This is a genomic window from Natronolimnohabitans sp. A-GB9 (genome assembly GCF_030848565.1).
GTDB lineage: Archaea > Halobacteriota > Halobacteria > Halobacteriales > Natrialbaceae > Natronolimnohabitans.
Genome location: NZ_JAVDDV010000009.1, coordinates 72,863 through 99,102, shown reverse-complemented (window position 1 = coordinate 99,102; position 26,240 = coordinate 72,863). Strand labels below are relative to the sequence as shown.

25 protein-coding genes are annotated in these 26,240 nt (G+C 63.5%); 14 read left to right on the top strand and 11 right to left on the bottom strand.

The window, feature by feature from the left end; all coding sequences use genetic code 11:
- The first annotated feature begins 100 nt into the window (after positions 1-100).
- On the top strand, positions 101-1,102 hold the full coding sequence (locus RBH26_RS13335; protein ID WP_306758870.1) for an aldo/keto reductase: 1,002 nt from the start codon (positions 101-103) through the stop codon (positions 1,100-1,102).
- A gap of 198 nt (positions 1,103-1,300) precedes the next feature.
- Here RBH26_RS13335 and RBH26_RS13330 read toward each other — a convergent pair whose 3' ends face one another.
- The 3 genes from RBH26_RS13330 to RBH26_RS13320 all read right to left on the bottom strand — a co-directional run bounded on the left by RBH26_RS13330 (position 1,301) and on the right by RBH26_RS13320 (position 4,122).
- Entirely contained in the window at positions 1,301-1,945 is a 645-nt protein-coding gene (locus RBH26_RS13330; protein ID WP_306758834.1) for a thioredoxin domain-containing protein, read from the bottom strand.
- A gap of 125 nt (positions 1,946-2,070) precedes the next feature.
- The gene (locus RBH26_RS13325; protein ID WP_306758833.1) at positions 2,071-3,501 is read right to left on the bottom strand and encodes a heme o synthase; all 1,431 of its coding nucleotides are present in this window, start codon (positions 3,499-3,501) and stop codon (positions 2,071-2,073) included.
- A 315-nt stretch (positions 3,502-3,816) separates the two neighbouring features.
- Complete coding sequence (locus RBH26_RS13320) at positions 3,817-4,122, bottom strand: hypothetical protein (RefSeq protein WP_306758832.1); 306 nt, start codon at positions 4,120-4,122, stop codon at positions 3,817-3,819.
- A gap of 125 nt (positions 4,123-4,247) precedes the next feature.
- Here RBH26_RS13320 and RBH26_RS13315 point away from each other — a divergent pair, with 125 nt between their 5' ends.
- The 3 genes from RBH26_RS13315 to RBH26_RS13305 all read left to right on the top strand — a co-directional run bounded on the left by RBH26_RS13315 (position 4,248) and on the right by RBH26_RS13305 (position 5,829).
- Positions 4,248-5,168 carry a DUF3267 domain-containing protein gene (locus RBH26_RS13315; protein WP_306758831.1) on the top strand — a complete coding sequence of 307 codons (921 nt, stop codon included), beginning with the start codon at positions 4,248-4,250 and terminating at the stop codon, positions 5,166-5,168.
- A gap of 69 nt (positions 5,169-5,237) precedes the next feature.
- Positions 5,238-5,540, top strand: a complete 303-nt coding sequence (locus tag RBH26_RS13310; protein ID WP_306758830.1) for a helix-turn-helix transcriptional regulator — start codon at positions 5,238-5,240, stop codon at positions 5,538-5,540.
- Between the two features lie 67 nt (positions 5,541-5,607).
- The gene (locus tag RBH26_RS13305; RefSeq protein ID WP_306758829.1) at positions 5,608-5,829 is read left to right on the top strand and encodes a hypothetical protein; all 222 of its coding nucleotides are present in this window, start codon (positions 5,608-5,610) and stop codon (positions 5,827-5,829) included.
- A gap of 143 nt (positions 5,830-5,972) precedes the next feature.
- Here RBH26_RS13305 and RBH26_RS13300 read toward each other — a convergent pair whose 3' ends face one another.
- A complete protein-coding gene (locus RBH26_RS13300) occupies positions 5,973-7,163 on the bottom strand; it encodes an acyl-CoA dehydrogenase (protein ID WP_306758828.1) in 1,191 nt (396 codons plus the stop codon).
- Positions 7,164-7,349: 186 nt separating this feature from the next.
- Between RBH26_RS13300 and RBH26_RS13295 the strand changes: the two genes are divergently transcribed.
- Positions 7,350-8,396 carry a phytoene/squalene synthase family protein gene (locus RBH26_RS13295; RefSeq protein ID WP_306758827.1) on the top strand — a complete coding sequence of 349 codons (1,047 nt, stop codon included), beginning with the start codon at positions 7,350-7,352 and terminating at the stop codon, positions 8,394-8,396.
- A 128-nt stretch (positions 8,397-8,524) separates the two neighbouring features.
- On the opposite strand, the gene RBH26_RS13290 is transcribed toward RBH26_RS13295, so the two are convergent.
- A complete protein-coding gene (locus RBH26_RS13290) occupies positions 8,525-8,971 on the bottom strand; it encodes a hypothetical protein (RefSeq protein WP_306758826.1) in 447 nt (148 codons plus the stop codon).
- 59 nt (positions 8,972-9,030) lie between these two features.
- Positions 9,031-9,228: a hypothetical protein gene (locus RBH26_RS13285; protein WP_306758872.1), complete on the bottom strand. Its 198-nt coding sequence runs from the start codon at positions 9,226-9,228 to the stop codon at positions 9,031-9,033.
- A gap of 38 nt (positions 9,229-9,266) precedes the next feature.
- Here RBH26_RS13285 and RBH26_RS13280 point away from each other — a divergent pair, with 38 nt between their 5' ends.
- The 3 genes from RBH26_RS13280 (at position 9,267) to RBH26_RS13270 (ending at position 11,802) form a co-directional block, all read left to right on the top strand.
- A complete protein-coding gene (locus RBH26_RS13280; RefSeq protein WP_306758825.1) occupies positions 9,267-10,031 on the top strand; it encodes a hypothetical protein in 765 nt (254 codons plus the stop codon).
- 105 nt (positions 10,032-10,136) lie between these two features.
- The gene (locus RBH26_RS13275) at positions 10,137-10,931 is read left to right on the top strand and encodes a class I fructose-bisphosphate aldolase (RefSeq protein WP_306758824.1); all 795 of its coding nucleotides are present in this window, start codon (positions 10,137-10,139) and stop codon (positions 10,929-10,931) included.
- Between the two features lies 1 nt (position 10,932).
- Complete coding sequence (locus RBH26_RS13270) at positions 10,933-11,802, top strand: class 1 fructose-bisphosphatase (RefSeq protein WP_306758823.1); 870 nt, start codon at positions 10,933-10,935, stop codon at positions 11,800-11,802.
- A 128-nt stretch (positions 11,803-11,930) separates the two neighbouring features.
- Here the strand turns inward: RBH26_RS13270 and ppsA are convergent, their stop codons facing one another.
- Entirely contained in the window at positions 11,931-14,204 is a 2,274-nt protein-coding gene (gene ppsA, locus RBH26_RS13265) for a pyruvate, water dikinase (RefSeq protein WP_306758822.1), read from the bottom strand.
- A gap of 110 nt (positions 14,205-14,314) precedes the next feature.
- Here ppsA and RBH26_RS13260 point away from each other — a divergent pair, with 110 nt between their 5' ends.
- Positions 14,315-15,703, top strand: coding sequence for an ADP-dependent glucokinase/phosphofructokinase (locus RBH26_RS13260; RefSeq protein WP_306758821.1), 1,389 nt, complete (start codon positions 14,315-14,317; stop codon positions 15,701-15,703).
- Between the two features lie 23 nt (positions 15,704-15,726).
- Here the strand turns inward: RBH26_RS13260 and RBH26_RS13255 are convergent, their stop codons facing one another.
- On the bottom strand, positions 15,727-15,999 hold the full coding sequence (locus tag RBH26_RS13255; RefSeq protein WP_306758820.1) for a hypothetical protein: 273 nt from the start codon (positions 15,997-15,999) through the stop codon (positions 15,727-15,729).
- Positions 16,000-16,012: 13 nt separating this feature from the next.
- Positions 16,013-17,185 (bottom strand): hypothetical protein, encoded by a 1,173-nt coding sequence (locus RBH26_RS13250; RefSeq protein WP_306758819.1) that lies wholly within the window; start codon positions 17,183-17,185, stop codon positions 16,013-16,015.
- Positions 17,186-18,175: 990 nt separating this feature from the next.
- Here RBH26_RS13250 and RBH26_RS13245 point away from each other — a divergent pair.
- Positions 18,176-18,526, top strand: coding sequence for a DUF5658 family protein (locus tag RBH26_RS13245; RefSeq protein WP_306758818.1), 351 nt, complete (start codon positions 18,176-18,178; stop codon positions 18,524-18,526).
- Positions 18,527-18,738: 212 nt separating this feature from the next.
- Here the strand turns inward: RBH26_RS13245 and RBH26_RS13240 are convergent, their stop codons facing one another.
- Complete coding sequence (locus RBH26_RS13240) at positions 18,739-19,515, bottom strand: PH domain-containing protein (RefSeq protein ID WP_306758817.1); 777 nt, start codon at positions 19,513-19,515, stop codon at positions 18,739-18,741.
- Positions 19,516-19,852: 337 nt separating this feature from the next.
- Between RBH26_RS13240 and gdhB the strand changes: the two genes are divergently transcribed.
- From gdhB to RBH26_RS13225, 3 genes are all read left to right on the top strand, one after another.
- Positions 19,853-21,127: a glutamate dehydrogenase GdhB gene (gene gdhB / locus RBH26_RS13235; protein WP_306758816.1), complete on the top strand. Its 1,275-nt coding sequence runs from the start codon at positions 19,853-19,855 to the stop codon at positions 21,125-21,127.
- A gap of 121 nt (positions 21,128-21,248) precedes the next feature.
- Positions 21,249-21,932 carry a hypothetical protein gene (locus RBH26_RS13230; protein WP_306758815.1) on the top strand — a complete coding sequence of 228 codons (684 nt, stop codon included), beginning with the start codon at positions 21,249-21,251 and terminating at the stop codon, positions 21,930-21,932.
- 117 nt (positions 21,933-22,049) lie between these two features.
- Positions 22,050-22,778 (top strand): cytochrome c biogenesis protein CcdA, encoded by a 729-nt coding sequence (locus RBH26_RS13225; protein ID WP_306758814.1) that lies wholly within the window; start codon positions 22,050-22,052, stop codon positions 22,776-22,778.
- A gap of 116 nt (positions 22,779-22,894) precedes the next feature.
- On the opposite strand, the gene RBH26_RS13220 is transcribed toward RBH26_RS13225, so the two are convergent.
- The gene (locus RBH26_RS13220) at positions 22,895-24,184 is read right to left on the bottom strand and encodes an orc1/cdc6 family replication initiation protein (RefSeq protein WP_306758813.1); all 1,290 of its coding nucleotides are present in this window, start codon (positions 24,182-24,184) and stop codon (positions 22,895-22,897) included.
- A gap of 1,138 nt (positions 24,185-25,322) precedes the next feature.
- Between RBH26_RS13220 and RBH26_RS13215 the strand changes: the two genes are divergently transcribed.
- On the top strand, positions 25,323-26,216 hold the full coding sequence (locus RBH26_RS13215; protein ID WP_306758812.1) for a CoA ester lyase: 894 nt from the start codon (positions 25,323-25,325) through the stop codon (positions 26,214-26,216).
- The last annotated feature ends 24 nt before the right edge of the window (positions 26,217-26,240 follow it).

Sequence of the window (26,240 nt, the reverse complement as noted above, 5' to 3'; positions counted from 1 at the left end):
ATCGGAGCTGCCGTGGGATCGGTTCACCGCGATCCACCGGCTACGGCGTGCCGCTTCCCCATCCGTTTTGACTCTCGCAGGCAAACCGGCGATCACGATCATGGAGTACACCACGCTCGGCAACACGGGGACGACCGTCTCCAGACTCTGTTTTGGCACCTGGCGGTTCGGCCGCCAGACCGGCGACCTCGAGAACGAGACCACCCGCGAGGAGGCCCACGAGTTGCTCGACGCCTGCTGGGATCACGGGATCAACTTTATCGACACCGCGAACGTCTACGGCGACCCCGACGGGACCAGCGAGGAGTGGATCGGCGAGTGGCTCGCCGACCACGACCGCGAGGATTTCGTCATCGCTTCGAAGGTCTACTTCCCCTTCGACGGCTGGGGCGAACCCGGCCCCAACGATTCGGGACTCGGGCGCAAACACATCCGCGCACAGATCGAGGGCTCGCTCGAGCGGCTCGGGACCGACTACCTCGACGTCTACTACATCCACCGCTGGGACGAGAGCACACCGATCCGCGAAACCATGCGGACGCTCACCGAACTCGTCCGCGAGGGGAAAGTCCGCTATCTCGGCGCCTCGACGATGGCCGCCTGGCAGCTGACGAAGGCGCTGTGGACCAGCGACGTCGAGGGTCTAGAGCGGTTCGACGTCACCCAGCCGATGGTCAACGCAGCCCACTACGACGCCGTCGGCGACTACCTCGACGTCTGTGCCGACCAGGAGCTCGCCGTCTGCCCGTACTCGCCGCTTGCGGGTGGCTTCCTGACGGGCAAGTACGACCGCGCCGAGGACGGCTCCGTCGAGGCCCCCGACGGCTCCCGTGGCAGTCTCAGCGATCGCTTCGGGGACCACTACGCGACCGACCGTGCCTGGGACGTCCTCGAGGCCGTCGAAACGGTGGCCGAGGAGGTCGACGCCACGCCGGCACAGGTCTCCCTGCGCTGGCTCGTAGAACAGGACCGCTTTACCTGCGTCCCGATCGTGGGCGCACGAACGCCCGACCAACTCGAGGAGAACGTCGGCGCCGTCGATCTCGACCTCTCGGCCACGCAGTTCGAGCGGATCGACGCAGCTCGCAACTCCGACATGTGATACGGACTGCATCCGCCAACGTCGGCAACTACTCGGGACGACTCCGAGCGCGACGTTCCTAACGAAAGCTACCTCCCTTGTTCGAGCAGTTGACGACGGTGTTACCGAGTAACGCGGGACTGAGACGGTCTCCTGTCGTCACGTCCAGCCGGTCGCCCTCGCGTGGCGATCGGCGGCACAGCGGGACAGCAGTCCGTATCAGGAGGCGTCTTCGACCGCGTCGAATATCTCGTCGGTGTCGAACGGATCTTCGATCTGTTCCCCGTCGACGACGACCGTCGGCGTCGCTTCGACGCCCGCGTCCTCGCCGCGTTCCCAGTCGGCGGCCAGGGTCGGATAGTACGTTTCGTCCTCGAGGGCCGCCGTGACGGCGTCGGGATCGGCGTCGACGAGCTCAGCTAATTCGGCGAGCCCGTCGTCACTCCAGTCATCGGCGTTCATCACGGCGGCCTTGTACGCGAAGAACGCCCCGTTGGGATCGTCTCCGTCGCGGGTTTCGTCCTGGACGGCTCTGGCGGCGTTGGCCATCGCGACCGATTCGTCGGCGGCCCCGACGACGAAATCGTAGTGCCGGTAGGCGATCTCGTCTGGTTCGATCAGCTCGGCTTCGAGTTCCGGCATCACGTCGGCCTGGAAGTCGTGACAGGCGGGACAGCCGAGGTCCTCGTAGACGGCGACGGTCACGTCGCCGTCACCTCGTGTCGGGGTCGGCAACTGATCCGGGTCGGCGTCGACGTCCTCGAGAGCGTCCGGTCGTGACGCGTCGAACAGCGCACTACAGCCCGCCAGACCGGCAGCCAGGGGGACGCTTGCAGTCGCGGCGAGAAACGAACGGCGGTGCATAGTCGGTGCGTACGTACTGCCCACGTTAGGGAGCATCGGTCGAGAGCAGGTCCACGTGGATCCACGTGAGAAGGACTCGAACGCGCTGTGAGCACATCGACGGAACGTGAGGACAGCAATCCGTATCAGACGACGAGCGCGTCGACGAGCACGGCGACGAGGACAGCCCCCAGGAAGGCGTTGGAGGCGTGGAAGGAGCGAAACGCCGCAGCCTCGGTCTGCTCGAAGTGGAGGTCGACGGCCGCCCAGAGGAAGATCCCGCCGAAGAGCGCGACCGTCGCGGCGTAGATCGCGCCCAGATCGGTGATCCAGGCGAGCCCGATCGTCCCGACGAGCGTCGCCGCGATATAGTAGATGATGTGCTTTCGCGTCTCGGTCTCGCCGCGGACGACGGGCATCATCGGGAAGCCACCACGAGCGTAGTCGTCCTTGTAGGCCAGCGCGAGGTTGTAGAAGTGTGCCGGCGTCCAGAGGAAGATCACGCCGGCAAGCGCCAGCGCCGGCAGTCCGATCTCGTTTGTGACCGCAGCCCAGCCAATCAGCGCCGGTAACGCACCTGCGAGCCCACCGATGACCGTGTTCTGAACCGTGTTGGGTTTGAGCACGAGCGTGTAGACGACGCTGTAGAAGACGATCGCCGCCAGTCCCAGTGCAGCAGCGAGGGCGTTGATCGTCAGGAAGACGGCGAGTGAGGCGACGGTCAGCAGACCGCCGAACGCAAGCGCGTTTCGGACCGGGATCAGATCGGTCGCCAGCGGCCGGTCAGCCGTCCGGGACATCTGCTGGTCGACGTCGCGCTCGAGAACGTGATTGAACGTTCCGGAGGCACCGATCGCGAGGACGCCACCACCGAGCGTGGCGACGATTACGTCAGCCGTCAACGCGGGGCCGGCAGCCAGTGCCATCCCTGCGGCAGCAACGAGACAGAGCAGCCACATCAGCCGCGGCTTCATCATCTTGAAGTACGCGAACGCGGTCAACCGGGCCCGAGCGAGGCGACCGTCCGGAAGCGTCCGCGGCGCCGGCGTACCGGCCTCGGGGTCGGCTTCCTCGAGCGGTTCGGCCTCGATGGTGTCGTTCTCGCTGCCGGTTGCGATCTCTAGGTCCCAGGCGAGTGCGAGGACGATGGCCGTGAAGGTCACTACCCCAAGCGTGAGGTGGAGGCCGGGAACGATCGCCGCCGGGCCGACCGTCGCGGTCACGGCACCGACACCGACCTGGACGACATAGAGGACGGCACCGACGAGGACCGCTCCGCGGACACGAGTCGAGACGTCTCCGAGAACGGCGCTAATCGCCGTCGCGGCGACGAGCAGTCCGACGAGGACGGCCGCGATCCGGTGTCCCCATGCGATCGCCAGCTCCGTCTGACTCAGCGGATCGGCGGGTGCGTGACACATCGGCCAGGTCGAACAGGCCGACGCCGCGTTCGTCAGCGAGGTCGTCGCACCGATGATCAACAGGAGGTAGACGCCGAGTGCGGTCGCTGCAAGCAGTGCAGAGAAGCGCTGTCGGGTGCCGATCGGACGAGGGAACGACGATGATGCGGTTGCCACGGCTATTCTCGTATACACCGTTCGACTCCGCGTATTTATGATTCCCGTTTTCTCCCACAATACGTTCAGTTTCCAGGCGTTGATCGGTCGGATTCGATGAAATTTGCCGCAGAACGTGATCCGGCACGAACGCCGTCGAGACTCGTTTTCCCCGGCAATCGGTCGACGTGCCGACCGGCGTTGTACTGATACTGTTGGACAGCACGATTCGACGATCGGTCGCGCGGCTGCGGCCGTCCCGCGGGTGACGGCCGCGCGTTCGCGACCGACGGCTCACTGACTGCTGTCCGACAGTATGACTACTGTCCGGCAGTATCACATTCCCATGTCCTCGGCCGCCGGCGGCACCGGAAGGTCGTGCTGGGAGACGCCAAGCAGCTCCGCGGCGTGATCAAGAGCCATGTCGAACCCGTAGTAGCGCTCGAGTTCGTCGCCATCGGCGGTCGGCCGCACTTTCAACATGGCGTACCCCTCGCGGTTCTGTGCGATCGCAGCGCTCGTTCCGGCTCGAGCAGTCGCCGCTTCGTCACCGGTCGCCTCGAACTCGAGGCGGCGTTCGGTCTCGGTCTCGTCGTACGTCGCTTTGATGCCGTTTCCTTCGGCCGTACGGTCGTTGCTCATGCGAGGAACTCACGGATCGAACACCGGGAAGGTATCGGTTCCGTCCCGACCACGTGACTCGAGGACCGTCCCAGCGCGTGCGACGAATCGGTACCGATTTTTCCGTCCCGTGAGAGTGTGTGGTCGTGAGTCGCTCGGCGCCTCGACGTGCCGCCTGCCCCCAGTTGATCGGGACGTTCCGCCGGACCCGAGCGGTCGCTATCCAGTGGATCGTCGTCGCCGTGACCGGCTTTTTCGCTTTCGCGTACGTGTTCGGCCACGTTCTCGCGGCGATCCGTGGCACCACGCTCGAGCCGATCCTCATCCCCGTGTTCGCGCCGTCGGACGCGATCGTCTGGCTCGTCGCGGCTGGCGCCCTCGTCGCGCTCGTCGTCGTTCCCCACGAGCTGTTACACGGCGTGTTCATGGCTCGCTACGGCAGCGGCGATCCGGAGTACGGGATCGGCGTCTCCTACTTCCTCCTGCCGTACGCCTACGCCGAGACCGAAGGGGCAAGTTACACCCGAAACCAGCTGCTCGTCGCCCTGTTGGCCCCGTTCGTGGGGATCACCGCCGTCGGGCTGGTGGCGATGGTCGTCTACCCGTCGCCGCTGTTGATCGTCCCGCTTGCAGCCAACGCCGCCGGCTCGATCGGTGACCTCTGGATGGCCAGTGTCCTCTTGCAGTATCCGGCCGACGTCCGGGTCGGTCCGCTGCCCGGCACGGACACCCAGGGGTTCGGCGTCTACCGTTCCGGCTCGAGGACCGGGCGTCGGCGACCTGGAACCCGTGTTCTCTCGCGGCTCGTCGCCGGTGCAGTGGGGACGGGGACGGTGCTCGCGATCGTCATCGCCGGAACGGTGTTTGGGTCGCTCGTCGTCGGCTCGGGCACCGTCGTGATCGATGTGCCCGGCAGCGACTGGCTGCTCTTTCGTCACGAACTCTATCCCCACGCCGGAACGGTCCTCCTCGAGATAAACGGTTGGTTGGCGGTGGCGATCGCCGTCGCCGGCGGTCTCGCGTGGGCGCTTCTGACGACCGGCTATCGAACGATCGGTCGCGAGTGACGGTTCGATCACCGCGACAGCGAAACGGAAACCGAAACCCTCGAGCGTCCGTCACGCCGACCCCGAGCCATGACCAAGTGGCTCCAAAGCGGTCGGCGACGCGACATCTGTTTCGTTCTCGCAGCCGCCGAGGACGGCGAGTTGCGCGGCCAGCGACTGAAATCCCGCCTCGAGTCCCACTACGACGAGCGCCTCGGGCCGAAGGCGTTCTACGGGTCGCTGTCGGCCCTCGAAGACGCCGGCATCGTCGAGAAGCGAACCGAAGGGCTCTACGACGTGTACGCACTCACCGAAGGCGGCGAGCGACGGCTTCGAGAGCACTACGCGTGGGTTCGGGACTGCCTCGAGGTCGAGGACGACGCAGACGAGTAGGCCGTCTCGGCCCGGCCTCGAGGCGGAGAGCTATCACCCTCCGTCGCGTCCGTCGGTGGACGAACCGATGTCCGCTCCCGACGCCACCGAGTCGTCCGACGAATCGTCGCTCACCGTCGCGAGAGAGTGGCTGTGGTTCGGGCTCGCGCTCGCCATCGCGCATCTGATCGTTCTCGCCCTCATCGTCGGGCTGTTACAGGTCGACGTCGTCCTCGGGGTTGCCGTGGCCGTAACGCTGAGCGTCGCCGCCGGCATCGCGATCACGGCGTTCGCCCTGTGGTGGCAGTGATAGGACAGACAGCAGACGATTCGCAAAACGGGTTTCCGACCGGTTATAGCACGATTCGACGATCGGTCGCGGGACTGCGGCCGTCACGCGGGTGACGGCCGCGCGTTCGCGACTGACTGCTCACTGACTGCTGTCCGACAGTATCACTCCTCGAGCAGTTGGTCGCCGATCGTGTTCCGCAACACTTCGCTGGTGCCTTCGTAGATCTCGTTGAGTTTGGCGTCGCGATAGAAGCGCTCGGCGGGGAAGTCCTTCGTGTAGCCGTAGCCGCCGTGGATCTGGATACCTTCGTTTGCGACCTCACGCGAGACTTCGGAGGCGTAGAGCTTCGCCTGGGCAGCGTCTTTGATGTAGTTCTCGCCGCGGATCTTCTTGTCGGCAGCCTTGTGCATGAGCATCTTCGCGGCCTGGATCTTCGTGTCCATATCGGCGAGTTTGTGCTTGATCGACTGGAACTCACCGATGGGCTGGCCGAACTGCTCGCGCTCGGTGGCGTAATCGCGAGCCTCCTCGAAGGCCGCGCGGGCGATGCCGACGCCGCGGGCGGCGATCGTGATGCGGCCGCCGTTTAACGTCTTGAGTGCGTGGACGAACCCGTCACCCTCCTCGCCGAGCAGACGGTCCTCGGGGATCCGGAGATCGTCGAAGCGGAGTTCGGCGGTCGGACAGCCCTTGTCGCCGAGCTTTTCCTCCGTGTTCTCGACGATGAAGCCGTCGTCCTCCTCGGGACGGACGACGAACGACGAGATGCCTTTGGTATCCGCGTCGGGATCGGTCTTGGCGAACACCGTCACCGTGTCGGCCACCGAGCCGTTGGAGATCCAGAGCTTGCCCCCGTTGATCACGTACTCGTCGCCGTCTTTCTCCGCGGCGACGCCGCTCTGTTCCGAGGCTGTCGCCTCGCACTTCTCTGCGGTCGTCTCCATCGCGGGAACGTCGCTGCCCGCGCCGGCCTCCGAGAGCGCGAACGCGCCGATATCGCGTCCTTCGGCGAGTGGCGTGAGATACTCCTCTTTCTGGGACTCGTCGCCGAACTCATAGAGCATGTTGCCGGCGAGTGAGGTGTGAGCGGCGACGATCGTTCCGAGCCCACCCGAGCCTCGTGAGATCTCCTCGAGACCGATGGCATAGGAGTGATAGTCCAGCCCGGCGCCGCCGTACTCCTCGGGGAACGGCATCCCCATCAGGCCGAGTTCGGCCATCTCGTCGACGAGGTCGTGGGGGAACTCGTCGTCGTGGTCGATCTCTTCGGCGAGGGGAACGACCTCTTCGTCGACGAACTCCGATACCATATCGCGGATCTGCGCTTGCTCGGCCGAGAGTGCGAAGTCCATGGGAGAACTATCGGGACGTTCATCCTTTATTGTTATCTCTTCGTTCCGAAGACGGCGAAATCATCGAGGGTCGGTGGCGTGTCCGATCCTCGAATGCGACCCCGTGTTACCGGACGACCGCCAACTGGAACATGCCGCCGGGACCGGGGCGTTTTTGCCGGGTGGGGACAAAACATCCTTGAGTAGATGACCACGGGCCAGCCCGAACCACCCACTGACGCTGACCTGGAGTGGTGTTACGATGCGGTTCACGGCGTTTCGCGGACGTTCTCTATCACTATCGAGCGACTCGAGGAGCCGATGGCGAGACATATTTGTATCGGATACCTTCTCTGTCGCGTCGCCGACACGATCGAAGACGCGGGACACATTCCGCCGGAAACCCAGACCGAACTGCTGACGACGTACGATCGCCTCCTCGATCCGGACAGCGAGGTGACGGTCGCGACGTTCATGGACGACGTCGAACCGTGGATCCCAGACGAGCCAAACGACGACTGGACGGTCGTCGCCGAGACCCCACGGGTGTTGCGGACCTTCGAATCGCTCGACGAAGAGCCCCGCGAGATCATGCGCGATCCCGTCCGCGAACTCGTCGATGGGATGGCGATGTTTACCGACCGCTACGCCGGCGAGGGCGGTCTCCGCCTACAGACCCTCGACGAACTCGAGGAGTACTGCTGGTACGCCGCCGGCACCGTCGGGACGCTCATCACCGGGCTGGTCGCTCGTGGTGCCTCTCAGGACCGCGCCGAGGAACTGCGCGAGAACGCTCGGTCGTTCGCACTCCTCTTGCAACTGGTCAACATCGCCAAAGACGTCGAGACCGACTACCACGAGGAGAACAACGTCTACCTGCCCGCCGAGTGGCTCGCCGAGGAGGACGTCGAGATCGAGCGGGTCACCCACGAGGAGAACCAGGGCGCAGTCACCAACGTCATCAAGCGCGTCACCGGTCGCGCCGAGACGTACCTCGACGACGCTCAGCGCTACCTCGAGATCATCCCCGAGACCCACGGCAACAAGCTCTCTGCGTGGGCGATCCCCTACTTCCTCGCCGTCGGAACGATGCGCGAGCTTCGCGAGCGCCCGGAAGACGTCGTCCGCGAGGGCGACGTGAAGGTCTCTCGAGCGGAAGTGTACGCACTCCTCGAGACGTTCGAGGGCGAGGTTTCACGATCGCATCTGGCCGAACTCCGCAAGGAGATGGCCGAGAAGCCGCTTCACCAGTAATCCGCCCCATCGAGCCGTCATACTGCCGGACAGAACGATTCACCGATCGGTCGCGCGACTGCGGCCGTTCCAACGGGTGGCGGCCGCGAGTTCGCGACCGACGTGTTACTGACTGCTGTCCGGCAGTATCAGCAGACGTCCGACGGCTCGACACGACTCTCGAGGTCCCCGTCCTCGGTAACCACGATCGAAACGTGCGCGCAGTCGGTTCCCCACCCCGATCCCTCGAGGTGGGCGGTGATCTCCGCGGCCGTACGTTCGAGTTGCCGTTCACCGAGTTCGGCACGGACGACCCACTCTTCGGCGTCTTTCATCCAGCGATCGTGAATCTGTCTCCGCGTCTCCCCCTCCGTGGCTGGCTCGAGCCGTTCCGTATGCGTGAGTGTCCGATCGTCGCTCTCGACTGTCACCACGAGGGTGACGGCTTCGGCCGACTCGTTGACGAGCTCGAGATGCCAAAGCCGGAGATGGTGTCGCGTCTCGTACTGGGTCCAGGCGTAGCTGCCGCCGAGGAGGGCCGTAACGGTCCCGAGGACCGCAGCGACGATCCGGCGTCTTCGATAGCGCAGGGACACAGATGACGTCTCGATTAAATTGACAAAATAGTTGTCATTTTGTCATCCACAACGAGGTTTCAGTCGTACTCGTAGAATCCCTCGCCGGTTTTCGTCCCCAGATCGCCCGCCTCGACGACGAGATCGCAGTCGGCGAGGTCGTCGATCGTCGTCGTCCCCTCGATCCGGCCACGGATAATGGTCGGGTTGCTACCATCGGTACGAACAACGGCCGTCTCTACACCCGAAGCGGTCGTACACCCGAGGACAACTTTCAAGATGGGACGGTGAGAGGTAGTGACAACTGGTGAATCGCGTGAGCAAAAACGACGCCGTCAGCGAATTGGACGGAAACCGGGACCACGAGAGCGACCGGATCGACGACGGCGAAACGGTCGATCTCGGAATCGGTATCGCGGTCGACATCGATGTCGACGTCGACGAGGCGGCCGGCTGTGAGTCGGACCACGTCGAACTCACGTACGACGAGGACGACAAAGACGGCGTCGTCGACGCGACCGACGGGATCGATGCGAACGCGACCGACCCAGATCGGCGACTCGAGTCCGACGCCGACGAACGAGACGCCCTCGAGGCGGCCGGCGTCGATCCCGATGTCGTCCGGGAGAAGGCCCACTCCTATCGGATGCTGGTGGATGCCGGCGTCGACGAAGAACTCGCGGACGCGTTGCGTCGACGGTTCTCGCTGCCGTGGTCGTTCGACGGCGAGAGCAACGGCGATCTCGAACGGCGCTCGAGCGAAATCCGCGGACTGGGGGCCGCAGAGCGGGAGTGGATCGCCGCCAGCGATGGCGAAGACTGGCAGTCGTTCGAGTACGACAGTTCGCCGCTGGCGGCGGTCGGCCGCGAGCGACCATCGGAACGGCCGTGGCCGAAGCCGACACCCGTCACCGCCGTCGTCGGCGTCGGCCCCGAGGACGCCGATCGGCTGGCCGAGGCCGGGATCCGATCGGCCGAGCGTCTAGCGACGATCGACGCCTTCGACGTCGCCGATGCCCTCGATCTCGACGTTTTACACGTCCGGACGTGGCGATACAACGCGCGTGAGCTACTCGAGTAGGCTCCGTCTATCGAGAGTGAAATGGGTTAGTTAACTACTGTTGTACGTAATTTCGACAGTCTGGACCACCAGAGATATATAGCGGCCTCGTGGACCGTCTAACAGATGATTCCGATCGACGATTCCCCGATCGTTCGCGACGGAAAGTCACTGATCCTGGCGATGGACCACGGCCTGGAACACGGCCCAGTCGACTTCGAAGAGGTACCGGAGAAACTCGATCCCTCGACGGTTTTCGAGACGGCGACCCACGACGCCGTCACCGCGATGGCCGTCCAGAAAGGCATCGCGGAGGGATACTACCCAAGCTACGAGGACGACGTCAACCTCCTGTTGAAGGTAAACGGGACCTCGAACCTCTGGATGGGCGAGTACGACTCGGCGGTCAACTGTTCGGTCGACTACGCCGCCGAAATCGGCGCTGACGCCATCGGATTTACCCTCTACGGAGGCTCGAACCACGAGGTCGAAATGGCAGAGGAGTTCCGCGACGTCCAGGAAGACGCCCGCGAACACGACCTGCCGGTCGTCATGTGGTCGTATCCGCGCGGCCAGGGCCTCAAAAACGACACCAAGCCGGACGTCATCTCGTATGCGAGCCGTCTCGGTCTCGAGCTGGGCGCCGACATCGCGAAGATCAAGTATCCCGGCAGCCCCGAAGCGATGGAACACGCCTGCAAGTGTGCCGGCGACATGAAAGTCGTCATGAGCGGCGGTTCGAAGACCTCCGACTACGAGTTCCTCTCGACGGTCGAAGCCGCGGTCAGCGCCGGCGCACAGGGACTCGCCGTCGGCCGCAACGTCTGGCAGCGTGAGGACCCAACCCGAATCCTCGACGCCCTCGAGAAAGTCATCTACGAGGAAGAGACGGCTGACGCCGCACTCGAGGCCACTGAGTAGGATGTCCGCCACCGATCCCGATCTCGATCCCGTCGAGAACGTCGTCGCCACGATCGCTCGCTCGGCGGCCGAGATCCGCCAGGGACTGGTCGGTCGCAGGGGGAAAGCCGACGAGGAAAACCCCAGCGGCGAAGTCCAGGCCGAGGCGGACGTGTGGGCCGACGAACTGCTCGCCGACCGGCTGTCGTCGATCGACGGCGTCGGCCAGTACGCAAGCGAGGAGCGCTCGGAAATCATCGACGGCGGGGACGAAAAGGTCTACGTCGCCGTCGACCCCCTCGACGGGTCGTCGAACCTGAAGTCGAACAACACGATGGGGACGGTGTTCGGCATCTACGAGGAGCCGCTCCCCGCACCGGGGACCGCGCTTGTCGCCTCCGGCTGGATCCTGTACGGACCGATCACGACGATGGCATACGCCCGCGACGGATCGGTCACGAAGTACGAACTCACCGGCGGCGAACGGACCGTCGTCGAGGAAGACGTTACCCTGCCAGACGACCCGCTCGTCTATGGCTTCGGCGGCCGCGTCCCCCACTGGCACGACGACTTCCGCGAGTTCGTCCGCGAGATCGAGTCGAATCCGGATCACAAACTCCGCTACGGCGGCGCGATGATCGGCGACGTCAACCAGGTGCTGACCTACGGCGGCATCTTCGCCTACCCCGCCCTCGAGGACAGTCCACGCGGGAAACTCCGCCTGCAGTTCGAGGGGAACCCGATCGCGTACCTCGTCGAATCGGCCGGCGGCCGCTCCTCTGACGGGAGCCAGTCGATCCTCGAAGTGGAACCGACCGACCTCCACGACAGGGTCCCACTTCACGTCGGCAACGCCGAGTTGATCGATCGCCTCGAGTCCACGCTCGAGTAATACTGCCGGACGGAACTATTGTGAGTATTCGCCGCTTCCGTCCGGCGAATACTGTTCGTTGACTTCTGTCCGCCAGTATAAGGCGACCGCCGCCGTCGGTCCCCTCGATTCGACCGCCACAGGACGCGCTACGATTCGAACTCCGCCACCGTCAGGAGCGTCTCGATCGCGACGTCCGGCGACACGGAGATCGAATCGATACCGGCCTCGAGCAAGAACTCGGTGTACTCCGGGATCGTCGAGGGGGCGTCGCCACAGATACCGACCGGTCGATCGTGCCGATGGGCATCCTCGATCAACGAGGTGATCGACCGTTTCACCGCATCGTTGGTCTCGTCGAAAAGCGGTGCGAGTTGCTCGGAGTTGCGATCGACGCCGAGTGTCAGCTGTGTGAGATCGTTCGAGCCGATCGAGAACCCGTCGAACAGCTCCGCGAACCGATCCGCGAGGACGATGTTCGAGGGTAGTTCTGCCATCACGTAGATATCCATTTCCTCCTGTGAGAGGCCAAACTCCGCGAGCAGGTCCAGCACGCGTTGGCCTTCCTCGGGCGTCCGACAGAACGGGACCATCACGATCACGTTGTCTAACCCGACGTCCTCACGGACCTGTCGGAGCGCCTCACACTCGAGGCGAAACGCCTCCCGGAACGTCTCGTCGTAGTACCGGGAGGCCCCGCGCCAGCCGAGCATCGGATTGTCCTCTTCGGGTTCGTACGGCGGGCCACCCGTGAGGTTCCGGTACTCGTCGGTCTTGAAATCGCTGAGCCGGAAGATGACTTCGTCGGGGTAGAACGCGGCGCCGATCTTCGCGATGCCGGTCCGGAGGGCGTCGACGAACTGTGACTCCTCGCCGCGGGAGAGCAACGCCAACGGGTGATGGCCGACGTGACTGGTGACGATAAACTCCTCGCGTGCCAGGCCGACGCCGTCGACCGGCAGGTTCGCGAGGGCAAACGCACGGTCTGGGTCGCCGAGGACTAACTTGACCTCGGTCTCGGTCTCGGGCAGGTCGTCGATCTCCTCTTCGGTGACCTCGTACTCGAGGGCGCCCTCGTACACCCGTCCGGTGTCCGTCGAGCAGTCGACGGTCACGGTGGTCCCATCCGACAACACGTCGGTCGCGTCACCGGCACGAACGATCGCGGGGATACCCAGCTCACGGGAGACGATCGCAGCGTGTGAGGTTTTGCCGCCCCTGTCGGTGACGATGGCGCTCGCTTTCTTCATCACCGGGACCCAATCGGGGTCGGTCATCTCGGTGACGAGAACGTCGCCCTCCTCGACCAGATCCATCTGCCGGTGGTCCTCGAGGATCCGAACGGGGCCGGTCGCGATGGCGCTTCCGATCGCGACGCCGTCGAGGAGTTCCTCGGCCGTTTCCGTGAGGCTGTACGTCCGGAGGACGTTTTCCGTAGCCGCTCCGTGGACCGTCTCCGGTCTGGCCTGGACGACGAACAGCTCCTCGAGGTCGCCGTCGACGAGCCACTCGATGTCCTGTGGCGTCTCGAAGTGCTCCTCGATTCGGGTCGCGTACGTCGCCAGCTCCCGGATCCGCTCGTCTGAAAGTGCAAACTCCTCGCGAGCCGCTTCGGGGACCGACTCGAGTTTGGTGCCGCCGTTCCGGCGGACCATACGCTGGGTTTTGCCGCCGAGTTGTTTCTCGACGATCCCGTTTGTCGGTTTGAAGACGACGTACCTGTCGGGATCGACCACCCCCTGGACGATCGGTTCGCCAAACCCGTAGGCCGCCTCGATGACGACGACGTCCTCGAAGCCAGTGTCCGGATCGAGCGTAAAGAGGACACCCGAGGACGCCAGATCGGCCCGTCCCATCTTCTGGACGGTACAGGCGAGTTTGACGTCGAAGTGATCGAAATCGTTGTTCTCGCGGTAGACGATCGCGCGGTCGGTAAACAGCGAGGCAAAGCAGTGTTTGATCGATTCGATCAGCTCCGTCTCGCCGGCGACGTTCAGGAACGTCTCCTGTTGGCCGGCAAAGGAAGCTTCGGGGAGGTCCTCTGCAGTCGCGGAACTTCTGACCGCGACCTCCGGGTCCTCGATGTCGATCTCGTCGCCCAGTTCGGCGTACCGCTCGAGAATCGCCGATTCCAACTCGGGCGGCATCGACGCCTCGGAGATCGTTCGTCTGATCCGTTCCCCGCGACGCTGGAGGTCGCTGACGTCGTCGACGTCGAGGCCGTCGAGTTGTGACTTGATCTCCGAGTGTATGCCGGTCGCCTCGACGTAGTAGTCGTACGCCGACGCCGTCGTCGTAAAGCCGGGCAGGACGGGCACGTCGAGGTCGGCGAGTTCGCCGAGGTTTGCGCTCTTTCCGCCGACGGCGTCCGTGTCGTCGCCGCTGAGATCCTCCAACCATCGGACGAACGTATCTCGTGACATCGCTCCGTCACTCGGACCACGCCCACGGCCATAAGTTCGGAGGGGGCAGGGATCGCGGATGATCGAGCACGCACAACATTAACACACTCGGTCTGGGAGGATGCTGTGTCATGAACGACGCCCACGCCCAACTGGACGCTGATTTGGCCACTCTCGAGGACCTTCCGGTGTTCGTCGCCTACAACGCAAACGTCGACGCGATCGTTCGAGTCGACGAGGAGCTCGAATCGTTCCTCGAGCGGCCGTCGGATCCCGGAGCAGAGACACCGACAGGGCGGCTGGATTCGAAACGGGAACTCGCGGCAGCGATCACACAGACGATGGCAGCCGGCCGGGGCGACGAGATCGCGATGACCGACGCGTTCGCGAGCACGCTCGAGTCGGAGCTACCCCCCGACAGCCAACAGATGGGCGGCCAGGCGGGGATCATGACGAACCTGCTCACCGCGCTGGGGACGTCGCCGATCACGTACACGTACATGGTCTCCGAGCGACAGCTCTCGATGTTCGAACATCCCGACGAGGTGCAGTATCCGACCGTCGAGGACGGACAGGTGAGCTACGTTCCCCTGACCGAGGCCGTCAACACGGACCGGACGAAGATCAACTGGGTGTTCGAGTTCAGGGAGGGCGACGAACTGTTCGGCGCAACCGCAAAGGAAGACACTCGGTTCATCGCCGCCTCGAGACCGCCGGAGTTCGACCTCGTCGCCGGCGAACTCGACGAGTCGATCGATCAGGTCGGCGAGACAGTCGAGGGCGCGTTGCTCGCAGGGTATCACAATCTCACGCCCGACCACGTTGCGGACGGGTACGAAGAAGCACACCGCCACGCACGCGACGTCATCAATCGACTCAGATCGGGGGGCGATCTCGACGTCCACATCGAGTACGCCGTCACCCACGACGACGAGCTCAGAGAGAGTATGTACGAGTGGATCCTGCCGGAAGCGAACGTCGTAGGTGCCGACACTCACGAGTTGACGATGCTCCACGACGATGCGGGCATGGAGGTCGTCGCGGAGGCCCCGACGGAGGCGACGCCGTTCGAACCGGACGAGATTCTCGATCACTACCGGATGCTCGAGGCGGTACGCGAGGAACTCGGCGTCGACTGCATTCAGTTGCACGCGATGGAGTACCACCTCGCGGTGATGGAGTCGTATCTCCCGCCCGAGGCAGTCCGACGGGGACTCGAGTTCGCAGCCGTCAACGCCGCGACCAAGGCGGCCCGTGGGGAGATTACGTCCCCCGACGACCTCGAGACGGGCCTTAAATACGAACGCTCGGCGATGGGCCGCGAAGCGATCGAACTGCTGGCTGACCACCTCGACGAAACGGCCGACGACGGCGTCCTCGCTACGCCGACGGTCGTTGCCTGTCCGAATCGGGTCGTCGACGAACCGGCGGGCACGGTCGGCATCGGCGACATCGTCTCGTCCTCGAGTTTCATCCTCGAACTGGCCGTCGCCGGCGATGGCGGCGAACCGATGACGTGACACTGATTCAGGTCGCCACACAGTCACGTCGAGTCACCGCCACCCCACGTCGCCGTAACGGCAACGTAGACGCCGACACCCCCGAGCAGCAGGACGTAGAACGCCCACCGCGGCCAGGCGATCTCGAGGAACACCAGCGTCAGAAACAGGACCCAGCACGTGACGACGAACAGGTCGGCAGCGAGTCGGAAACCGGTGCGTATCGCGTTGCGAACGCTCCAGGTGCCACGAGCAGGATCGGTCGTCTCGTCGGAAGCGTCGTCGGTCGTCTCGTCGGTGGCGGTGTCGGTAGCCATGAGTTTGAGTCGTTCAGAAGTGATAGCCGTACTCTTCGGTTACTCGATAGGCGCCGACGCCCCAGACGTAGCTCTGGCCGGGCCACCAGGTCCGGGCGTTGTTGAACCCGGCGACGAGGACGTCGCCGTCGGCACCCTCGGGATCGGGATGAAAACTCACCGAGCCGCTGTCGCCATCGGTCAGGTCCATCTCGCCGCCCCAGCGGATCTGACCGTAGCGACAGAACTCGTCGGTAAAACAGGTGACGGCGTCGATCCCCTGGATCTGTCCGGTCGTGTGACCGGTCACGGCACCGACTTTCTCGAGTTCTTCGTCACGAGCGACGAGGTCGGCGAGTCCGAGACGCGTGTACTGGCCGCGAACGCGGGTCGGTGTGGGCGTATCGATAGTGTTCGACGGCTCGATAGTGCCGTTCGGTGCGACAGCAACGACGTCCTCGACGGGATGTGCACGTTCGACGACACCCAGTTCGATGGTATCGTCGTCCTCGACCGGAAGCGAGAGCCGATCGACGGACGGCTCGGCGCCCCCTTCGAACGCGTGCTCTGCCGTCACGAAGTATTCACGTCCGTTCTCGGGATCGTACATTGCAGGACCGAGCGTCGCGATGCTGCCGGGCGTCTCACAGGCGACGCCGCTTGGAACGTCGTCGGTCGCACTCGAGTCGACGAACCGCGGCTCGATATCGTCTGGACCGTCTTCGATATCTTCGACGTCGATGATCGTCTCGGTGTCGATCGAGACGTTCTCGAAGACATCGTCGATCGTCTCGCGAATCGAGTCGGCGTTGGTCGAGATGCCGATGGAGACAGACGCAGTAGTGTTGTCGTACGACCCAGGGACGACCGCACTGCCGAGGTAGCCGGTAAACGCCCGGCGGGCGAGCAACTCGTTTATCTCGAGGGCCTTCTCGACGGCGGCGTACCACTCGGCCGGGACGTACCGGATCCGTTCCTCGATCGACCACGGATCGTCGGGATCGGACCTGACAAGTGCAGTGACGATCGGTACCTCGCCGTCGTCGGCCGCGAGAAAGTCGTCGACACCGAGGACGCTAGCGACGCCCAGCGCGTAGCCACCGGTAACCAGGGTCCGAAGGAACTCACGACGGTCCATGCCTTGCTCGAGCCGGTCACGAATCGTCGCGAGCCGGTGAACGAGATGCTCTGTTTGTGTACCTGCCATACCGCACTAACGGATTCGAATCGGGGTTCGCCTCGTGCTATCAAAGCTAATGTTCACATACACAGGCGGTCGATGACAATCGAACGTGAAGACGAAACTGTCGAAAGCCGTTGTGCCTGCATCTGCTGCCGGTAATCGACGGTAATCACACTATACGAAGCGATCGGAGCGATCACGGCAGCGACGAGGAACGAACACGTCGGCCGGCGCCGAGGCCGTTCGGAAGACGGGCGAAAACGCGGGGAAACAGCTGCTTAGCCCGATACGGACTGCTGTCCCGCTGTCGCGCCGATCACCAGGGCAGGGACGGCGACCGACGGGACGTGACGACAGGAGACCGTATGACCCCATATAATAGCTGTACGACTGAACACAAGCGTTAGTATCGCTGTCCCGTCCAGTGTTCGATGTCTCCGTGCTGGTGACCACGGAGGCAGTAGGACTCACTCCCGATCGGTTCGTCCCCCACGACACGTGATCCTCCTCATCCCCTCGTGGCGAACTCCGACCGATCAGTGGCAGTCCGTGGGAACGAACCGCTCTCCTCTCTTCACCTCTGTGCCCGGTGTCGCTTCGAACCGACCGTTCTGATCCGCTCGAGTGGAGCCGACAGCAGGCTATCATACGGACTGCTGTCCCGCCGATCGCCAGGGCGGGGGCGGCGATCGGCGGGCAGTGACAACAGGAGACTGTATCAGAGACGGCGTTATGCCCGGCTTACGGCCCGGACCAGCCGGCTGAAACTACTGGTCCTGACGATTATCGTGATCGAGTCCGGCTTCGATACCCACAGCAGTGCCTCGAGTCGCGGACAACGGACGTTCGGTGTCGATCGTCACAGGACGATTCGGAACCGGTTACCGAGCGATTACGCCGTCGGAGCGCGGGCTATGCCTCCCATAACAATGTCATGGGTCGTAGACTCTTCATGCGTTCGACACGCTCCCGACGGTCGACGCCGACGGCCGGTTCGACTCCGGCGGGGGGCCTATGAGTTCCGACGCCGCGTACCGACAGTACGAACTCCCGGTCGATCTCAGCCCGGCCACCCTCGAGCGAGCGCTGTGGGTTCTCGTCGGGCTCTCCCTGGTCGGTGACGTCGTAACCACCTTCGTCGGACTCCACCTGGGGCTTGCCGAGTCGAACCCGGTCGCTCGGAGCGCGATCGACGGCTACGGACTGGCCGGGATGCTCGTACTGAAGGGGCTGGCGATCGGCGTCGGTCTGCTCTGTCGGCCGTTGCTCCCCGCAGCGTACCGTCCGATCGTCCCTGCCGGCCTGGCGCTTCCCTGGACCGCCGCCGTCCTCATCAACCTCTATATGATCTCGACGGTGGTCTGATACGGATTGCTGTACCGATTTCCCGGCGCAACCGCGACCCGGGCTTCGGTTGCGCCGGTACCGACGTACAGTAGTCCGTCTGAAGCGTAGGGTCTCGATGGTGGTTGCGGTGGAACGGTGAAGTAGAGCCACGAACTCGAGTGGACAGCCGGCAGCGAATCCACAGTGGGACGGACCCGGATGGACGACCGACGACGAATCCGGAGTGGGACCTACTCCGTGAGATCAGTGTCCGCCGACTCGCGTTCGAACGTGATTCCCGCTTCATCTCCTTTACCTTCCCCCGCGTCCGGTGGTCGATTCGCCAACGACCCGTGAGTCGTACTCGCGGTAGCGTCGTCCTCGAGGTGCGTCCGGATCGCTCGCAGTTCCGCGAGGATTTCCTCGAGAACTTCGTCCGAGGAGCCAGCGGTGTCCCCTTCGTTCCGGCGGTCGCTGGCCCGAACTGCCGTGACGCGGCTGCTGATCAGTTGCTGAATCTCGTGTGGGTTCGAGATCGATCGGAACCGCATTTCGACGCCGGCGCCGCCGGCCGAACTCACCTCGACGTCGCCGTATCCCAGCCACGTCCCGAGTGCGCTCTGATTGTATGCCGTATTCTGTACCTTCTCGAAGTCGATCCGTTTGACGTCCCGCGAGAGGACACCGCGTTTCTCGTAGAGGCCGCTGGTGGTGACGACGTAGTCCGTGTTGCGAACCTGCAGGAGGACCCAGCCGACGATCGGCAGCGTCACCAGCGCCAGGAGCACGGCGGCGACGAGCGCCGCTACGGGTTCGAACGGAACGGCGACGAGTGCGAGTGCCGGGAGAACGAGTGAACTCGCCGCCGGCAAAACCGTGCGACGGTCGGGGCCGCCGGCCCACAACACCGACTCGTCGTCGGCCAGCGAGAGCCACTCGAGACCGACGCCGGACGACGAGTCGTCGATCGGTTGCCCTTCGCTGCCGTCGGCGCCGCTCCCACGTGACGCGGCCGTCGATTCGTTCATCGGTTCGAAATTGGGGAGCGACGACAAAAGAATAGCTGTCTCGTACAGTCTGCTGTAAGATTTATCGGGCAACTGGAGACGGATCACGGGTGTGACGAGAGTCGCTACAGTAGTGTGACGAGAGTCGCTACAGTAGTCCGTATCAAGATACGGAATCGAACGCAGACCACACAGACGACTGCAGTGCAAAGGGTTTTGCCCGCTCTCGACGAGAGATAGGCTACGACCCGTCTCGGTGCGGTCGTCCGGTCCGGACACGACGTGGTCGGTCGTCGACCCTCGAGTCGCGGTTCCGACAGCGCCGGACCTCGACCGCGTTTCCAGCGGGCCCCCTATTATGACAGCGGACGAGTCACAATCGGACCACGCGGAGGAAAGTGCCGTCGAAACAGCCCGCCGCCAACTCGAGCGCGCAGCGACCCACCTCGACGTCGACGAGGGGATCGTCGATCGGCTTCGGTATCCGAAAGACGTCTATCGGGTGACGATCCCGCTCGAGCGAGACGACGGGAGCCGGGAGATGCTCACCGGGTATCGGGCCCACCACGACAACGTTCGCGGTCCCTACAAGGGTGGCCTTCGCTATCATCCCGGCGTCACCGAAGAGGAGTGTGTCGGGCTCGCGATGTGGATGACCTGGAAGTGTGCAGTGATGGACATCCCCTTTGGCGGTGGGAAAGGCGGCGTCGTCGTCGATCCGAAAGATCTCAGCGACGACGAGAAAGAACGACTCACGCGTCGGTTCGCCGAGGAACTTCGCCCGGTGATCGGGCCGATGAAGGACATCCCGGCGCCCGATATGGGAACCGATCCCGCGACGATGGCGTGGTTTATGGACGCCTACTCGATGCAGGAAGGCGAGACCTCGCCTGGCATCGTCACCGGCAAACCGCCGGTCGTCGGCGGCTCCTACGGTCGCGAAGAAGCGCCGGGTCGCAGCGTCGGTATCATCACTCGAGAGGCGATGGACTACTACGGCTGGGATCCCGCAGAGACGACCGTCGCCGTCCAGGGATTCGGGAGCGTCGGCGCCAACGCTGCTCGCTATCTCGACGACCTTGGAGCGTCCGTCGTCGCCGTCTCGGACGTCGACGGCGCGATCTACGATCCCGACGGGCTCGATACGACCGACGTCGAGGATCACGACGAGCGGCCGGGAATGGTGTCGGGCTACGACGCCCCCGAATCGCTCACGAACGAACAGTTGCTCGAACTCGACGTCGACGTGCTCATTCCGGCCGCGATCGGGAACGTCCTGACCGGTATGAACGCTCGCGAAGTCAGCGCCGACATGATCGTCGAAGGAGCTAACGGCCCAGCGACCTCCGACGCTGATCGGATCTTCGAGGAGCGGGAGATTCCCGTGATCCCCGATATCGTCGCCAACGCCGGCGGCGTGACGGTCAGTTACTTCGAGTGGCTCCAGGACATCAACCGTCGCAAGTGGAGCGTAGAGCGCGTCAACGATGAACTCGAGGCGGAGATGTGCAGCGCCTGGGAGGCCATCCGCAAGGAGTACGACACCCGGGACGTGACCTGGCGGGACGCGACCTACATCGTAGCCCTCGAGCGGATCGCTGAGGGCCACGAGGCTCGCGGTCTCTGGCCGTAACCGGGGACCTCCGTCTCCCGTCGGAGCGCCGGCGTTCGAGACCCTCGCCGAAAGCCTTCGAGGTGGAGACTCGAGGGCCGTACCAGAACTATTGTTACTTGGAAACCCTAGCTATCGATCGATGGATACCGAACGGAACCCTGCCGCTCGAGGGGACGATCCGAACGCTGGGCAACGGGTCCCGGACGACGGGCGGAGGGTCCCGGACGACGGACGGAGGGCCCCGGACGACAGATGGAACCGTTCGGTCGGCCGTCGGAACGTCCTGCAGGCGGTCGGCGGAGGATCTGTGGTCGCACTCGCGGGCTGTATCGGTGACGACGATGGCGACGACGACGAAGACGAACCAGACCCCGAGGCGGTCGATGTCGATCCGGACGCGACCTGGCGGACGACGACACTCGAGGACGTGACGACCGGAGAGGAGTTCGCTATCGCTGACTTCGATCGACCGGTCGTCGTCCACACGTTCACGAGAGGCTGTGCGGCCTGTCACAGCCAGCAACGCGACTTCGACGACCTCGACGGAAGCGACGGCGTAGACGTCGAAATCGTCGATCTGACGATCGATCCCGCGACCGACACCGACGACCTCCGGAGCTACGTGGACGACAACGAGTTCGACTGGCGGTTCGGCGTGTCACCGGAACCAGTGATCGGCAGTCTCGTTTCTGACTTCGGTCAAGACGCCGCCAGCGCCGCACGATCACCGGTCGTGGTCACCTGTCCGGACGGCGAGACGTACCGACTCGATAAAGTCGTCAATGCAGAGCCGTTAGAATCGGTTATAGCGGATGTCTGTTGAACGACGGTGTCTAGGACTGATGGTGGGAGCTAGTAGGTTCCGGACGCTGTCGATCTATGCTAACGGTTACCGAACGCCCTCGATACGGTCGGCAAGACCGGTAGCCAAGGGAAGCCGATGACGTCGACAGCCAGCGCCCTCCTCGAGTTTTTCCTGATTGGTCTCGCGACGCCGCTGACTGCGACGTGTGTCCTGCCGTTGTATCCGTCCTTTCTCGCGTACGTGGCCTCGACCGGCGAAAGCGACCGAGGGCCACCCGTCGCCGTTCTCGGCGTTCTCGTCGTCGCCGGAGTCATCGCGTTCATGGCTGTCGTCGGGCTCCTGTGGACCGTCGTCTTCGGCGGTGGGGTCGCGGGTGCCGTCGAACGCGTCTCGCCGGCGGCGTTTGGCGCGTTAGCCGTCGTCGGTGTGATGCTTCTTTTCGCACCCAACGGCTTCGCCCGGCTCCCGACGATCGAACCGCCACACAGTCGGTATCCGACGGCGTCGGCGTTTGGATACGGGTTCTTCTTCGGTGCGATCGTTATCCCGTGTAATCCGGGACTGATCGCACTGTTTTTCAGCCGCTCGACGGTCGCGTTTCCGGCGTTCGATTCGCAACTCGAGGTCCTGGCCGGCTTCATCGCGTTCGGACTGGGGATCGGCGCGCCGCTGCTCGCGTTCGCACTGCTCTCCCAGCCCTACAGCCGGCGTGTGACCCGAACGCTCGCCCGTCACAGGCGGACGATCAACCGTCTCGTCGGTGTCGTGATCCTCGCCGTCTCCCTCTACTACCTGCTGTTCGTCTTTCACGTCGTTCCCGGCACTGAGGGACTGGCGCCGCCACTCGAGATGACGACGAGTTGACGTCGATTCCAGTCTACTATCAGACAGTAACCACGGATCCGACGGCGTACGGTCTTCCCTCCCACACCCCTCGTTCAGACTGAAATCGGTCGATCGATCGCCCGGATGGGAGAGTGTCAAGAAAACGAAGAGAGGTCGACGTCGCGATCCCGCATCGCGGATCCGCTTCCGGTCTCGGCGAGTCGTTCGTAGGGTGGTACTTCCTCGAGGGAGGCGTCACGACGGACGGCCTTGACGATGTGTTTTGGATCGGTGACGAGTCGGTGGAGGAGGTAGCTCCCCTGCGAGCGGCCGCCGCCAGTCTTCTCGGACTCGATGACACCGAGGAAGGCCTGTTCTTTGAGCTGTCGGTAGAGTCCGTTCTCGGTGATCGGATCAGTCGCGACGAGTTCGCAGATGTCGACGTAGCGTTCGTAGATCTCGCGGGTCTTGTAGGTCTCCCGTTCGCCGGTGATGATGTGACTCGCCAGGGCATAGAGAGCGAGTTTGGCGTGGACCGTCGCGCCGCTTGTCAATTCCTCGATCCGGTTGATCTCGGCGACCTCCTGGGCCTGTTTGATGTGGTCCTCCGCGACGGTCTCCGAACCGGTGCGGCGGGCGAGTTCACCCGCCTCCTTCAGGATCTCGATCGCTTTTCGGGCGTCGCCGTGTTTCTTGGCCGCCAGTGCCGCACAGAGTTCGATCGTTCCGTCCTCTAAAACGCCGGGCTGGAAGGCGTCCTCGCGGTTGCGCATGATCTCCCGGAGCTGGGAGGCGTCGTAGGGATGGAAGAACAGCTCCCGATGGCCGAAGCTGCTGTCGATGCGTTCGTCAAGCGTCTCGCGGTATTTGACCTTGTTACTGATGCCGATAACGCCGATGTACGCGCTCGTCTTCTGTGCTTCCCGGGCCCGGGAGAGTTGCATCAGAATGTTGCTGTTGTCCAGTTTGTCGATCTCGTCTAAGATGACGATGACCGCATCGAAAAACTCCTCGAGGATCGCCCAGATGTGCTGGTAATACTCCATCGTGCCGACGCCCCGGACCGGAATGTTCTCCCGGTAGTCGGTCTGATCTTTCAGACTGAGCGCCAGTTGTCGCGTCGCACGAGTCTCCGTGTTCGCTTCCGAACAGTCGACGTAAAGCACACCGCAGTCGATCTCGTTGCCGTGGGCAGCGTCCTGGGCTCGCGTCGCGACGTGTCGGGAGATGAGACTCTTGCCGGTACCGGTCTTGCCGTAGATCATCACGTTGTTGGGCGGATCACCGCGCGTGATCGCGCCAACCTCGGCGGCGACGGACTCGATCTCGTCGTCCCGGCCGACGATCCGATCCTCGTCGGGAACGTGACCGACGTGGAGGAGTTCCTTCCGATTGAAGATCGGATCGTGTGATTTGAACAGCGGGTCCCCTGCCTGTTCAGCCATATCTCGGACCTCGAAGACGGACATAATAAATCTATGGAAGGTAGTTCAGACTGATATTCAACGCCAAAATCGCCTGAGAGCCCTCTTTTCGGACGGTTCGACTCGAGAGTGATCGGTCCCGGATGCAGACTGAACAGCGACGATCGGTAACTGGCTCCCGTAGTACGGTCCGGAGGAACGGAAGAAACACGTCGTCGGGGACCCCCACCCCCGATTCAGAGTGAAACGGCGCTCGAGGGTGGGGTGGCAGTGGGGAGCGAAGCGAAAGCCGTGCGATCGGTATGCAAACAGTTTCAGTTGATACTAGTACCGTTCCACCCGTCGACTGCTGGGTCGAATCGGACGACACCGCAGGATTCGACCCAGCAGTGCAGGCGTGGACCGCCACTAGAGGGAGACGAACTCACAATGCGGCGAATCCACAACGAAAGAGACGAACCAGCAACGCACCGAACCGGAACGACGGGAGCCGTAGGGACCAACCCGAGAGACGGAACGAAACGGAAACTGACCTAGTAGATAATTGTTCACAAGACTATGTCAACAATAGTCTTTCAATTATCTCCGTCATTTCTCGATTAGTTCCCGTACTAGTTATCGTACCAGTAGTAGTCACTCAACTAGCTAGTATAGTAGTATTATATCTTATGATAGGGGATAAAGAATCCTGTAGGAGAATAAATATATGCCAGAGTCAACTCGTGTCGTCTCTCATCCTCGAGTTATCGTTCGTTATCGGGACTCTCCCACCCTCCCCTCCCCAGTTACCGCTTTTCACTCTGAATCGGGGGTGGGGGTGGTAACGTACTTGTCCTCCCCACCGAGTCGTCCAAGGATCGCTCCCTTCGACCCTGAAACCGTACGTTCACTTTGATCTAACCGATAGTACGACGACAACACCCCTCTTTCAGAGTGAAAGATCCCCTCCCTGTCAGGACACCTGTAGCCCGTCCGATCCGTTTCACTCTGAACGGCGGGGGTCCGTCATCACCCACGATATCCGCCGACGGCTTTCACTCTGAACAGGGAGTGCCCGTCGATCCCTGCCACACTCCGCTGCCAGGGAGTCTCCGGTCAGTGTTCCGGCACGATCCGCTGACACGAATATCCCTTTAGTTGTGGCTCGAGGAGGTAGCATATGGCACGCAGAAGCGTACTGTTTACACCCGGCGATCGACCAGAGATGCTTCGGAAAGCGCCGTCGGCCGGCGCGGACGTAATCGTGTTCGACCTCGAGGACGCCATCGCTCCCCAACGCAAGGAGGAGGCGCGCGAGACGGTCCGTGAGGTGCTTTCCGATCCCGACTTCGATCCGGACTGTGAGGTGTGTCTTCGGGTCAACGCCGACGAGTCGATGCTTCTGGACGACCTCGAGACTGTCCTCGAACCGCCGGCGATGGAACCCAACAGCGGGTTCCGGCTCGACAGCGTGATGTTGCCGAAAGTCGGGTCGGCTGCGGACGTCCGCGATCTCGCGGACGAACTCGCGATGTTCGACGCGTCGTTGCCGGTCTTCGCGCTGATCGAGAGCGCCGCGGGTGTGCTCGCGGCACCGGCGATCGCCGATGCTCGAGCGACCGACGCGCTCGTCTTCGGTGCCGAAGATCTCTCGGCCGACCTCGGCGCGACCCGGACCGAAGAGGGAACTGAGGTCCTCTATGCGCGCGAGCGCGTTGTTACCGCAGCCGCGGCCGCCGACTGTACGGCGATCGATACGCTCGTCACCGACTTCGAGGACGAGAAGCGACTCCGCGAGGACACCGAGTTCGCGATCCAACTCGGTTACGACGGCAAGTTAGCGATCCATCCCGCCCAAGTCGACCCGATCAACGAGGTCTTTACGCCAAACGAATCGGAACGCGAGTGGGCCGATCGCGTCCTCGAGGCGAAACGCGAGGCCGACGCCGAGGGACGGGGCGTCTTCGAGGTCGACGGCGAGATGATCGATGCGCCGCTGATCGCACAGGCCGAACGGATTCGGGAGCGAGCAAGCGCTGCGGCCGATCGATCCGAGGACGCCACGAGCCGATAACTCCGGAAAACACCCCAGCGGTCG

Excerpts from the sequence above, each read along its gene's own strand:
- RBH26_RS13335 (WP_306758870.1), top strand. The coding sequence starts at position 101 with ATGGAGTACACCACGCTCGGCAACACGGGGACGACCGTCTCCAGACTC.
- RBH26_RS13330 (WP_306758834.1), bottom strand. The coding sequence starts at position 1,945 with ATGCACCGCCGTTCGTTTCTCGCCGCGACTGCAAGCGTCCCCCTGGCT.
- RBH26_RS13320 (WP_306758832.1), bottom strand. The coding sequence starts at position 4,122 with ATGAGCAACGACCGTACGGCCGAAGGAAACGGCATCAAAGCGACGTAC.
- RBH26_RS13310 (WP_306758830.1), top strand. The coding sequence starts at position 5,238 with ATGACCAAGTGGCTCCAAAGCGGTCGGCGACGCGACATCTGTTTCGTT.
- RBH26_RS13305 (WP_306758829.1), top strand. The coding sequence starts at position 5,608 with ATGTCCGCTCCCGACGCCACCGAGTCGTCCGACGAATCGTCGCTCACC.
- RBH26_RS13300 (WP_306758828.1), bottom strand. The coding sequence starts at position 7,163 with ATGGACTTCGCACTCTCGGCCGAGCAAGCGCAGATCCGCGATATGGTA.
- RBH26_RS13295 (WP_306758827.1), top strand. The coding sequence starts at position 7,350 with ATGACCACGGGCCAGCCCGAACCACCCACTGACGCTGACCTGGAGTGG.
- RBH26_RS13275 (WP_306758824.1), top strand. The coding sequence starts at position 10,137 with ATGATTCCGATCGACGATTCCCCGATCGTTCGCGACGGAAAGTCACTG.
- RBH26_RS13270 (WP_306758823.1), top strand. The coding sequence starts at position 10,933 with ATGTCCGCCACCGATCCCGATCTCGATCCCGTCGAGAACGTCGTCGCC.
- ppsA (WP_306758822.1), bottom strand. The coding sequence starts at position 14,204 with ATGTCACGAGATACGTTCGTCCGATGGTTGGAGGATCTCAGCGGCGAC.
- RBH26_RS13260 (WP_306758821.1), top strand. The coding sequence starts at position 14,315 with ATGAACGACGCCCACGCCCAACTGGACGCTGATTTGGCCACTCTCGAG.
- RBH26_RS13255 (WP_306758820.1), bottom strand. The coding sequence starts at position 15,999 with ATGGCTACCGACACCGCCACCGACGAGACGACCGACGACGCTTCCGAC.
- RBH26_RS13250 (WP_306758819.1), bottom strand. The coding sequence starts at position 17,185 with ATGGCAGGTACACAAACAGAGCATCTCGTTCACCGGCTCGCGACGATT.
- RBH26_RS13245 (WP_306758818.1), top strand. The coding sequence starts at position 18,176 with ATGAGTTCCGACGCCGCGTACCGACAGTACGAACTCCCGGTCGATCTC.
- RBH26_RS13240 (WP_306758817.1), bottom strand. The coding sequence starts at position 19,515 with ATGAACGAATCGACGGCCGCGTCACGTGGGAGCGGCGCCGACGGCAGC.
- gdhB (WP_306758816.1), top strand. The coding sequence starts at position 19,853 with ATGACAGCGGACGAGTCACAATCGGACCACGCGGAGGAAAGTGCCGTC.
- RBH26_RS13230 (WP_306758815.1), top strand. The coding sequence starts at position 21,249 with ATGGATACCGAACGGAACCCTGCCGCTCGAGGGGACGATCCGAACGCT.
- RBH26_RS13225 (WP_306758814.1), top strand. The coding sequence starts at position 22,050 with ATGACGTCGACAGCCAGCGCCCTCCTCGAGTTTTTCCTGATTGGTCTC.
- RBH26_RS13220 (WP_306758813.1), bottom strand. The coding sequence starts at position 24,184 with ATGGCTGAACAGGCAGGGGACCCGCTGTTCAAATCACACGATCCGATC.
- RBH26_RS13215 (WP_306758812.1), top strand. The coding sequence starts at position 25,323 with ATGGCACGCAGAAGCGTACTGTTTACACCCGGCGATCGACCAGAGATG.